The 11,051-nt window shown below is 64.8% G+C and carries 7 protein-coding genes; 3 read left to right on the top strand and 4 right to left on the bottom strand.

Annotated elements, in window-relative coordinates; translation table 11 throughout:
* Positions 1 to 64: 64 nt before the first annotated feature.
* The 3 genes from ACNFCI_RS10750 to pgm all read left to right on the top strand — a co-directional run bounded on the left by ACNFCI_RS10750 (position 65) and on the right by pgm (position 5,696).
* Positions 65 to 1,714 carry a VRR-NUC domain-containing protein gene (locus ACNFCI_RS10750; protein WP_368828892.1) on the top strand — a complete coding sequence of 550 codons (1,650 nt, stop codon included), beginning with the start codon at positions 65 to 67 and terminating at the stop codon, positions 1,712 to 1,714.
* Entirely contained in the window at positions 1,711 to 3,972 is a 2,262-nt protein-coding gene (locus ACNFCI_RS10745; RefSeq protein WP_084858033.1) for an ATP-dependent DNA helicase, read from the top strand. Before ACNFCI_RS10750 ends, ACNFCI_RS10745 begins: the two co-directional genes overlap by 4 nt.
* Before the next feature lie 86 nt (positions 3,973 to 4,058).
* The gene (pgm, locus tag ACNFCI_RS10740; RefSeq protein WP_324811937.1) at positions 4,059 to 5,696 is read left to right on the top strand and encodes a phosphoglucomutase (alpha-D-glucose-1,6-bisphosphate-dependent); all 1,638 of its coding nucleotides are present in this window, start codon (positions 4,059 to 4,061) and stop codon (positions 5,694 to 5,696) included.
* A 130-nt stretch (positions 5,697 to 5,826) separates the two neighbouring features.
* Here the strand turns inward: pgm and ACNFCI_RS10735 are convergent, their stop codons facing one another.
* The 4 genes from ACNFCI_RS10735 to ACNFCI_RS10720 form a co-directional block, all read right to left on the bottom strand.
* Positions 5,827 to 7,983, bottom strand: coding sequence for an LTA synthase family protein (locus ACNFCI_RS10735; protein WP_368828893.1), 2,157 nt, complete (start codon positions 7,981 to 7,983; stop codon positions 5,827 to 5,829).
* A gap of 215 nt (positions 7,984 to 8,198) precedes the next feature.
* On the bottom strand, positions 8,199 to 9,491 hold the full coding sequence (locus tag ACNFCI_RS10730) for a transporter (protein WP_084858030.1): 1,293 nt from the start codon (positions 9,489 to 9,491) through the stop codon (positions 8,199 to 8,201).
* 47 nt (positions 9,492 to 9,538) lie between these two features.
* A complete protein-coding gene (locus tag ACNFCI_RS10725; RefSeq protein ID WP_084858029.1) occupies positions 9,539 to 10,279 on the bottom strand; it encodes a hypothetical protein in 741 nt (246 codons plus the stop codon).
* Positions 10,280 to 10,315: 36 nt separating this feature from the next.
* Positions 10,316 to 10,996 carry a C39 family peptidase gene (locus ACNFCI_RS10720; protein WP_084858028.1) on the bottom strand — a complete coding sequence of 227 codons (681 nt, stop codon included), beginning with the start codon at positions 10,994 to 10,996 and terminating at the stop codon, positions 10,316 to 10,318.
* Positions 10,997 to 11,051: the final 55 nt, after the last annotated feature.

Here is an 11,051-nt window from a genome sequence, read left to right as displayed (position 1 = left end):
CACTTGTCAGCGGGGTGGGTCTGTATGTATAACCAGTGCCTGTCCCGCTATTTGCCCATTCACCGTGATTGCCCATTCTGTCGATGACCCCTTCTATTACCTGTGCAACTTCAGGCAGGTCTTGGCATGGGTCCAGCAGCGCTATGCCGATGTGCTCGATGAGGCCGAGCAGGGTTTCCTGCGCGCTTTCGCCGGGCTGCCCGAGCCTGCCCAGGCCATGCTGGTGCGCATGGTCATGCGCAAAGGGGAGCTGTTTCGCAGTGACCGGCTCGACTATGCCGAAATCGGCCCATGGCAGGTCGCGCTCGAGCCGCTGCTGCAGCTTGGGTGGGTGTGTGACCGTTCGATGCTGGCCTTGGAGCAACTGTTCGGTGTGCTGCGCAAGGAAGAACTCGTTCAATGTTTCGCCGCGCAACTGAGTCGGCCCCGGGCGGCAAAGGCGGAATTGCTGGCGCAATTATTGCCACTGGCGCTTGCGCCCCGGCCATTGGCGCAATGGTTCCCGGCGTGCCCTGTGCGTATTTTTCATTGGCGCCTGCAACCGTTGTGCGATCGCTTGCGTCTGTTGTTCTTTGGCAACTTGTACCAGGACTGGTCGGAGTTCGTGCTTGCCGACCTGGGTGTGCTGCGCTATGAACAGGTACCGTTCAGCGCCGACTCCCGCGCATTGCGCCAACGCGCCGAGGTCGACCTGGCCATGGCTTTGCACCGGTGCGCCGAACGTCTGGAGCAGGGCGAGGCGCCAGGCGTCGTGTTGGCTGCTTTGGAAGGGCTGCACAGCGACAACCCCTGGCTTGCCCGGCGCCATTCCCGGGTCTTGTATGGCATAGGCCAACGGTGCGAGCGGCTAGGCGACTGGGACCAAGCCTTCGAAGTGTACGGCCAGAGCAACCACCCCGAGGCGCGCATCCGTCAGGTACGCACCCTGGAGCGTAGCGAGCGCTGGGCGCAGGCCCATGCACTGGCGTCGGAAATGGCCGCCGCTCCAGCCAATGCCCTTGAGTCCCAGGCAGTGGCCCGCATGCTGCCGCGCCTTGGGCGCAAACTGGGCGGGCCGCCGCGGGCGCGCCGCCGTGCGGCGGACCTCGAGCTGATCGAGCTGCAGCTGCCCGCGGCGCTCGCGCACCTCGGCGTCGAGGAGGCGGTTCGCCTGCACCTGGAGCAGGGCGGGGGTACTTGTCATTACGTGGAGAACACGCTGTTCAACAGCCTGTTCGGCCTGTTGTGCTGGGAGGCGATCTTCGCCCCGGTACCCGGCGCTTTCTTCCACCCGTTCCAGGCCGGCCCCCAGGACCTGCATGACGACGATTTCCGGCAACGCCGTGCCACCCTGTTCGACGCCTGCCTCGGTCGGCTCGACGATGGCAGCTATAGGCAGGCCATCGGCCAGTGCTTTGTGGCCAAGCAAGGCTTGCAATCGCCTTTCGTGTTCTGGTCGATGCTCACGCCCGAGCTGCTCGACCAAGCCTTGGCCTGCGTGCCGGCGATCCATCTGAAGCAGTGTTTCCTGCGCCTGTTGCAGGATATCCGCAACAACCGCGCCGGCATGCCTGACCTGGTCCAGTTCTGGCCCGAGGAAGGCCGATACCGCATGGTCGAGGTCAAGGGGCCCGGAGACCGCCTGCAGGACAACCAGCTGCGCTGGCTGGAGTTCTGCCGTGAGCACGGCTTGCCGGTCGTGGTCTGCCATGTCCGCTGGAGCGACACGGCATGACCTACACCGTGGCGGTGCGCGCGCTGTGCGAGTTCAGCGCCAAGGTCGCAGACCTGGACCTGCGCTTCACGCCTTCGCCCACGGCCCAGGAAGGTATTGCCGGCCACCGCCGGGTGGTGGCAAGGCGCGGGGCTGGGTACGAGTCCGAGGTGGCGCTGCAAGGCCGATACCAAGGGCTCGAAGTGCGAGGCCGGGCCGATGGCTATGACCCGGCGGCCAACCGCCTGGAGGAAATCAAGACGCACCGTGGCGACCTGTCACGTCAGCCGGCCAACCATCGACAGCTGCATTGGGCCCAGGCCAAGGTCTACGGCTGGTTGCTGTGCCAGGCACGCCAATTGGACTCGATCGAGGTCGCGCTGGTGTACCTGGACGTGGACAGCGATCGCCAGACTGTATTCAGCGAGCAGCATGCCGCGACCGACCTGCAACGTTTCTTCGAACGCCAATGCCGCTGCTTCCTGGCCTGGGCCCAGGCCCAGGAGCGGCGCCTGGCCGAGCGCGACCGCGACCTCGAGGCACTGGGCTTTCCCTACCCACAGTTTCGCCAGGGCCAGCGCCAGTTGGCCGAGACTTTGTACAAAGCGGTCAGCACCGGCCGCTGCCTGATGGCCCAGGCCAGTACGGGGATCGGCAAGACCCTCGGCACCTTGTTCCCGTTGCTCAAGGCCATGGTGCCGCAGCGACTGGACAAACTGTTCTTCCTCACCGCCAAGACCCCAGGCCGGGCCCTGGCCCTCGACGCCCTGCGCCAGATCACCGAAGCCACGCCGCAACCGGCCCTGCGTACCCTGGAACTGATCGCCCGGGACAAAGCCTGCGAGCATCCGGGAAGCGCCTGCCATGGCGAGTCCTGCCCGCTGGCACGCGGCTTCTATGATCGCTTGCCTGCTGCGCGTGAGGCTGCGGCGCAACGGCCACTGCTCGACCGTGCCGGCCTGCGCGAAGTGGCCCTGGCGCACCAGGTCTGTCCGTACTACCTGGGGCAGGAGATGGCGCGTTGGGTCGATGTGCTGGTCGCCGACTACAACTACTACTTCGATGCCCACGCCCTGCTGCATGCCCTGACCCAGGCCAATCAGTGGCGGGTCGCGGTATTGGTGGACGAGGCCCACAACCTGGTGGAGCGGGGCCGGGGGATGTACAGCGCAAGCCTCGACCAGGGCCAGCTGCAGGCCTTGCGCCAAGGCAAGCCGGCGGGGCTTGGCAGCGCCCTGGAGCGGCTCAACCGCCAGTGGAACGCGTTGTACAAGACGCAACGAGCGCCCTACGAGGCCAGCGATCAGTTGCCCGGGGCATTTCTTGGCGCCTTGCAGCACTGCACCGGCCAGATCCAGGCGCGTCTTGAACAGGCCCCGGGCGAGGTGGAACCGGCCGTCTTGCAGTTCTACTTCCAGGCCTTGCAGTTCAGCCGGGTCGCGGAGTTGTTCGACGAGCATTTCATCTTCGATGTAAGCGTGCGCAACGGCCCGCGCAAGCGTCGGCTGGCCACCCTGTGCCTGCGCAACGTGGTTCCGGCGCGCCTGTTGGGCCCGCGCATGAGCGCGGCACGTAGCGTCACGTTGTTCTCCGCCACCCTCAATCCCCGGCATTTCTATACCGACCTGCTGGGCATGCCGGCTGACACCGCCTGGCTGGAGGTGGCGGCGCCGTTTCGGGCCGAGCAACTGCAGGTGCGCGTCGTCAGCCAGATTTGCACCCGTTACCGCGAGCGGCACGCCTCCTTGGCCCCGATCGTGGAACTGATCGCCGAGCAGTACCGGCGTGCACCAGGCAACTACCTGGCTTTCTTCAGCAGCTTCGAGTACCTCGGGCAGGTGGCCACGCTGCTGGCCGAGCGTTACCCGGCCATCCCGCGTTGGCAACAGGCCCCAGGCATGGACGAAGGGGCGCGGGAGGCGTTTCTTGCTCGCTTCGTGCCCGATGGCGAGGGTGTCGGGTTCGCGGTTTTGGGCGGCGCCTTCGGCGAAGGCGTCGACCTGCCCGGCAGCCGGCTGATCGGTGCCTTCGTCGCCACCTTGGGGCTGCCCCAGGTCAACCCGGTCAACGAGCAGTTCAAGCAGCGCCTGGGGCGACAGTTCGGTGCGGGCTTCGATTACGCCTACCTGTACCCGGGCGTGCGCAAGGTCATCCAGGCCGCTGGCCGGGTGATCCGTGGCGACCAGGACCAGGGCGTGCTGCTGCTGATCGACGAACGCTTCGCCGAGCCGCGGGTGCGACAGATGTTCCCCGGTTGGTGGCAGGTGGTGGGCGAATAATCGCCACGGGCCCCATCGCACGGCGTTGCAACTCCCAGTACACTGCGCGTTCCAACACCTACATCCGTTGAACTCGAGGTTCTTGCATGACGCTCAGTCCTTTGGCAGGCAAGCCGGCTCCGGCCAGCGTGCTGGTCGATATTCCCCGCCTGCTCACCGCTTACTACACCGGCCGCCCCGACGCCGCCGTGGCGGCCCAGCGCGTGGCCTTCGGCACCTCCGGGCACCGGGGCACCTCGCTCGAGCTGAGCTTCAACGAAGACCATGTGCTGGCGATCACCCAGGCCATCTGCCTGTACCGCCAGGAAAAAGGCATCGATGGCCCGCTGTTCGTCGGTGCCGACACCCATGCGCTGTCCGCGCCGGCTGCCGCCAGCGCGTTGGAGGTGCTGGCCGCCAATGGCGTGCAGGTGATGTTGTCCAAGGACGATGAATACACCCCGACCCCGGCGGTGTCCCATGCCATCCTCTGCCACAACCGTGGCCGTCAGCAGGGCGTTGCCGATGGCGTGGTCATCACGCCGTCGCACAACCCGCCCCAGAGCGGTGGTTTCAAGTACAACCCGCCCAACGGCGGACCGGCCGACAGCGATGTCACCAAGTGGATCGAAGCCAAAGCCAACGAGCTGCTGGCCGCCGGCCTTGCCGGCGTCAAGCGTATGGACCATGCCCAGGCCCTGCAGGCGGCGACCACCCAGCGTTACGACTATGTGGGCCGCTACGTGGCGGACCTGGAGAATGTCATCGACTTCGACGTCATCCGCAACGCCAAGCTGCGCCTGGGCGTCGACCCCCTGGGCGGTGCCGGGGTAAGTTACTGGCAGGCCATTGCCGAGCGCTACCGTCTGGACCTGGAAGTGGTCAATACCGAAGTGGACCCCACGTTCCGCTTCATGACCGTCGATTGGGACGGGCAGATCCGCATGGACCCATCCTCGCCCCATGCCATGCAGGGCCTGATCGGCCTGCGCGAACGCTTCGACGTGGCGTTTGCCTGCGACCCGGACCACGACCGCCACGGCATCGTCACCCCGGACGGCCTGCTGCAGCCGAACAATTACCTGGCCGTGGCCATCGACTACCTGTTCCGCCATCGTCCGCAGTGGCGCAGCGACGCCGCCGTGGGCAAGACGGTGGTCAGCAGCGCACTGATCGACCGCGTCACCGCGCGCCTGGGCCGTGAGCTGTACGAAGTGCCGGTGGGCTTCAAGTTCTTCGCCCAAGGCCTGTTCGACGGCTCGCTGGGCTTCGGTGGCGAGGAGAGTGCCGGGGCGTCGTTCCTGCGCAAGGACGGCAGCGTCTGGGCCACTGACAAGGACGGATTGATCCCTGCGCTGCTGGCCGCGGAAATGACTGCCCGCACCGGGCGCAACCCGAGCCAGGCCTACGCAGACCTGACCGCCGAGCTGGGCAAGCCATTCGCCACCCGTGTCGAGGCCAAGGCCAATGCACGGCAGAAGGCACTGTTGAGCAAGCTGGCTGCCGAGCAGGTGACGTCCACGGAGCTGGCCGGCGAGCCGATCGAGCAAATCCTCAGCCATGCGCCGGGCAACGGCCAGGCCATCGGTGGTTTGAAGGTGATGACCGCCAACGGCTGGTTCGCCGCGCGCCCGTCAGGCACCGAGGACATCTACAAGATCTACGCCGAGAGCTTCGTCAGCGAAGAGCACCTGCAGCGCCTGGTGCGCGAGGCCCAGGTACTGGTGGACGCGGCGATCGCTTGATCGCCGGTGGTGTAGGACCGGTCTGTGGGAGCGGGTTTACCGCGAAGCGTTCGACGCGGTGCTTGGCACCGGTTCTGCCGGTGATCGCGGGACAAGCCCGCTCCTACAGGGGCCGTGCGACGGGGGCGTATCAGCCGCCCCCGGCAACACCGGTGATCACGCTGAAATCACTGACCTGCACTTCACCGCCGCCATACCCCAGCAGGTGGAAGGAAAACGCCTTTCGGGCCGAGGGGTTGTCGAAGCCGAACTCAAGCTCCAGCGGCCGGTCGGCCGTTACGATGATTTCTTCCGGTAGTCCCAACGGTACATCCTGTTCGTACTCCTTGGCCTTGAGCTGGATATAGGCATCATGCTTGGGGTCCAGGGAGCGTACGATCACCCGTACGCGGGTATGGGAACCTTCGGGCATTTCCAGGTATTGCGCACCGATCAGGTTGTCGGCCCACTCGTCACGGATGTGCTTGCGCAGCTGGATCGCCGCCGGCCCGCCAAACTGGTAGCGCAGGTTCAACGGTGTGTGCAGCAATGACTGGTCCAGGGTACTGGCCAGGGCGGTGAGCTGTTGGCCGGTGGTGTCCGTGGCACGGTCCATGTACTCGGCCTGGTCGGCGATGAAACCGTTGCTGGCGTAGCGCCGGCAACGTTGCTGGAAGTCACATTCGGTGAAGGTGCCGTGGCCATCGTGGTAGCGCAGCATGCCGTTGGTGTAGGCAATCATCTCGCGACCGGTGTCGTAGTCACGGAACAGCGAGCGCCCGCTCAAGGCGGCCGGGATCGGCAGTGCATAGTAGTCGAGCAGCGACGCGGCCAGGTCCACATGGCCGTAAGTTCCGCGCTTGAGTCGTGGCAACTGGGCCTGTTCGGGGGCCAGGACCAGGCTGAACCCCCAGGAGGAGGCCAGGCGAACCCCGTCGATACCGTGGGACTCATCCGACGTGATGACCACCAGGGTGTCCTTGAGCACACCCTGGCGTTCCAGGTTCACCAGGAAGGCATCGAGGGCATCGTCCAGGTAGGCCACCGCTGCCTGCTTGGTCGTGTCGTAGCGCTGCAGGTAGCGCTGCGGTGCGGAATACGGTTGGTGGGTGCCGACGGTCAGCAGGGTCAGCATCCAGGGCTGTTTCTGCTTGCGCAACTGCTTCACGTACTTCTGTGCGCCTTCGAAGAAGGCCCGATCGTCCTTGCCCCAACGAAAAGGCAGGTAGTTCTTGTTGCTGAACCACTCCTGGCCGTGCACCGCGTCGAAGCCGATGTGCGGCATGATCCGATCCTTGGCCATGAAGCGCAGGCCCGCACCCTGCAGGTAATGGGTACTGAACCCCGCCTGGCGCAGCTGTGCCGGCAGGCAGGCCTGGTTGCGCACCTCCTGGGTCAGCATCTCCATGCCTTTTGGCGTGCCGTTGGCCAGCTTGTCGTAGTCACCGCACAGCAGCGCGTACAGGCCGCGGATGGTTTGGTGGGTGTGCAGCACGTAGTCGGGCGTGTTCATGCCGCGCTCGGCCCAGCGGCTGAGCTTGGGCATCAGGTCTTCGTCGAAGCTGCTGTTCAAGGCCTGGCGGTTGGCGCGGATATAGGCACCGGGGATGCCTTCCAGGACGATCACCAGGACGTTATGCGCCTGTCCAGGCGCTTTTAGCAGCTTTTGACCGTTGAGGTCGGACTGGGTCAGGCCCGTGGAGGGCAGGGGGGCGAAGGTGGGTTTTTCGCCGAAACGCTCAACGGCTTGGCGTTGGAGGTCACCCACCCCGGCCGAGAGCAACTGGTGCGAGAGGTTGTACTGACGCCATTGGTCGGCATCGGACGGCGCCAGGTGCTGGCTGCCCCAATGCACGCCGAACAATAGCAGGGGGATCGCCCAGGCCTTGCGTGGCAGGGTGCCACTGGGGGTGCCACGGCTGTACCAGACGCTGCCCAGCCAGGCCACCACGCCGACACCGAGCGCCCAGGGCAGCCAGGGGTGGGCGAGGCCGCCGCCGGTGGAGTTTTCCATGAACTGCGCATCGAACAGGTAGTTCAGGTCGGCACTGGTGGGCAGACGGCCCACGGCACTGACCAGTTCGGCGCTGGCGACGATCAGGCTGGCCCAGGCCAGCAGCAAGGGCAACGCCAGCCACCAGGCGCGGCGCTGCAGCAAGAGCACCAATACGCTGCCGATGGCCAGGTCGGAGACATAGCCCAGGGGGTTGGACCAGCCGAGCGCGGCCCGGATGCCCAGTGGGATCGCCAACACCAGCGTGGCCAACGCCACGAGCCGGGTGCTGGAGCGACCGAGCAGTTTTTTCACAAAGACTTCCTTCTTGTCATGAAACAGTCACTCAAGTGTGCTTCATGATAACAGGCGCTTGGCGGGGGGCGAGGGTTGCAGACGGGATGCAGGAGCGATCAGGGGCCGCTGCACGCCCCGCTCGCACAGGCCCTGCACCAGCCGAGGGCCTGTAGGAGCTGCCTTGCGCCGCGAAAGGGCTGCGAAGCAGCCCCTGGAAGTGGCAGTGTGGTCACTCAGAAGTAGTACGGGAATTTCAGGCTGAAGGTGAAGTCCGGCGCATCGTCTGTCAGGCCAATCGACAGGTTGGGCACGATGGTCAGGTTGTCGGTCGCAGCCAGGGTCATGCCGATGTTGAAGTAGCCCGCGTTGGCGTCGCTGCTCTTCACGTCGGCCCACTCGTCGCCGGTCTCGGCGGACTTGATCCGCGAACGGCGGGCGATCAGTTCGGACACCGAGAACGACATCGACATCTTCTCGTTCAAGGCAAAGGCCACCCCTGCACCGATCTGGAAGCTGTCGCCGATCTTCACCTTGCCCGGGATCTTCTGGTTGACCGTGGAACTGACGTCGCTGAACTTCTCCTCGAAGGTATGGGTGTAAGACAGGCTGCCGAACAGCACCGCCGGGTCGTAGGTCTTGACCAGCGAGATACCCGGGGTGATCGACCAGACGCCGTTGCCGGTAGGCAGGTCTTCGGGGTAAGTGAGGTTGTCGTTGAGCGGGTCGCGGATCAGCTTGATGCCGAAGGGGTCCTTGCCGGTGGGGGCCTTGACCCTCACGCTGAACACCGCATCGGGGGTGTTCTCCGACTCGTCGAGGAACTTGTAGGCCACACCGAAGTTGACGTCGCCCAGCGCAGGGTCGCGGGTGACGGTATGTTCGGAGACATCGTTGGAGGCACCACCGACGCCGCCGGACTGGTAAGTAGACTCGCGGTAGACGATTGGCACGTTGACGTCAAACTGCCAGCGCTGGTCGTAGTTGTAGCGGGCGGTCAGGTCCAGGGTCCAGTTGTCGGCCTTGATCCGGTCGAGGTTGATATTGCCCAGGAAGATCGAGTCCAGCGCCAGGAAACCGTTGAGGATCAACTGGCGGGTGTCGTAGCGGGCGTAGGTGATGCCGGTCTCGAGGCTGAACTTGCCACCGCCGAAGAAGCCGCTGGCCTCGTCATACAGGTTGGACACGCTCTGGGCCGGCTCCGAGTCGTCCTTGAGCGATTCACCGTAGGAGGAACCCGTTGCCCCTGCAGCCCCGCCGGAGGCGGCGATGGCCTGGTTGTTGCGTGGCTGAGAGGCAGGGGAGCGGGTCAGGCGCTTGGGTGGGGGGGCGACAGGTTGTTCTTCGACCTGGCGGACCCGTTGCTCCAGCACCATCAGGGCTTGCTGCTGGGCTTCGTAACGCTCCTTCAATGCTGCCAGTTCGGCCTTCAGGGCCTCGACCTGCGGATCGGCGGCGGCGTAGAGCAGGGTGGAAGGCACCAAGGTGCCCAGACAGACAACTGCTTTCAACGACATGAATCGATGCATAAGTTAGCCGTCCCTACGAATACTACGATGGTGAGACGAAGCGTAGATCAATAGCCGGTGATTCGAAGGCCCTTGAGTTGATCGAGATTGCAGTTCAGTGCGCCGGCTGACGGTAGGTTGTCGCGCAGCACCACATTGAGCTGGGTCATGTTGCTGACCGCGTTGTTGCCGCCAAGCAGCGTCGTGGCTTGCAGCAGGCCGCCATCGGACAGGCGCTGCAGGCTCGAGCCTTGGTTGTTGTTGGCCTGGATGGCCATCTGGATGCCTTTGCCGGTGTTCGACACGCTCATGGTGCCGGCATTGTTGCTGCTGGTCAGGGTCTTGCCCGATGCCAGTATCTGGCCTTGTGGTGTGGTAGCTGGCCCCTTGCCGCCTTCACTGACATTGATCGCAACATCGTTGTAGGCGCTGTTGTTGTCGCCGGCCGCGCGGACCGATTGGGTCACGCCCTGGGTATTGCCCAGGCCGCTGCCACCTGTGACCACGCCATGGCCTTGGCCTGGGGCGACGCCGCCACCGTTCTTGCCGGTCATGGAGACGTAGAACTGCGGCTTGAAGCTGTTGTGCTGCACCTGCATCGTCGTGGTTGCGCCAATGCGGTCGCCGGCAGCGTTCTGCCAGGTGCTGCTCATGACCACGCCGAAGCTGATGATCCGCCCCGGCATCACATAGCGCCCACGCAACTGGGCCAGCTCCTGGTCCTTGACTTCGATGGGCTTGAACGTCTGCGCCTGGGTCGGGAGGCTGGCAGCCAGGCATGCCGCTACCAGCCAGTTGATTGTCTTCATCGCTGCTCCCCGGAGCTCCGTGCCCCTTTGTAATCACTAGAAGAAGTCGCTCTGGATGAACCCGAATTCCATCAATTGGGCATCGTCCACCGGGTAGAACCCATTGATGCGGTTCCTGGCGGTGACCGGAGCCGGTGGGTCGAGCAGGGCGTTGGCCTTGTCGTAGCCGGGGCCGATGACGGCGAAGATGATGCCGTTCCAGCCTTTGACGAAATCGTCGAATTTGTAGCGTTTGTGGCCCAGCACCGGGTCGCCGATGTACACCCAGCCCCGGTTGATGCGTTGGAGCACGACGAAGTGCTTGTAGCCACGAATGTCCATCAGCACCACCACCGGAATGCTCACCCGGTGCAGGCTGTCGGCCTCGACCCGGTAGCCCCGGGCGCGCATGCCGATGCTTTCCACGTAGCGCTTCATATCCAGCATGGAAAAGCCCTGGACCTTGACCAGGTCCGGGTCGGCGTGGGCGAGCATGCCTTCGATGACCTGGCTTTCATCGACATCGAGCCAATAGGCTTGCTTGAGGATGGTGGCCAGGGCGGCGGCACCGCAGCTGAAATCGGTCTTCTGTTGCACCAGGTCGGCGAAGCGACGCTCGCGGATGCTCTGTACCGGCTTGTACACCAAGGTCCCGCCTGGCATCGCCGCGATCGGCATCTGCGTGGCCTCGACCAGGCCGGCCAGGAACATGAGTGCGGCAAGCAGAACTGCGCGCATGGCCTTCTCCCCCGACGCGAAACAGGAAAGGGGCCCCGAAGGGCCCCGATTGGCT

The sequence above is a fragment of the Pseudomonas sp. NY15356 genome, assembly GCF_048068175.1.
Classification (GTDB): Bacteria; Pseudomonadota; Gammaproteobacteria; order Pseudomonadales; family Pseudomonadaceae; genus Aquipseudomonas; species Aquipseudomonas putida_K.
The sequence above is the reverse complement of the archived record's forward strand: the minus strand, read 5'-3'. Positions and strand labels throughout refer to the sequence as shown.

Bases quoted from the DNA above. Each gene is read 5' to 3' on its own strand.
- ACNFCI_RS10730 (WP_084858030.1), bottom strand. From the start codon at position 9,491: ATGCATCGATTCATGTCGTTGAAAGCAGTTGTCTGTCTGGGCACCTTG.
- ACNFCI_RS10745 (WP_084858033.1), top strand. From the start codon at position 1,711: ATGACCTACACCGTGGCGGTGCGCGCGCTGTGCGAGTTCAGCGCCAAG.
- ACNFCI_RS10720 (WP_084858028.1), bottom strand. From the start codon at position 10,996: ATGCGCGCAGTTCTGCTTGCCGCACTCATGTTCCTGGCCGGCCTGGTC.
- ACNFCI_RS10725 (WP_084858029.1), bottom strand. From the start codon at position 10,279: ATGAAGACAATCAACTGGCTGGTAGCGGCATGCCTGGCTGCCAGCCTC.
- pgm (WP_324811937.1), top strand. From the start codon at position 4,059: ATGACGCTCAGTCCTTTGGCAGGCAAGCCGGCTCCGGCCAGCGTGCTG.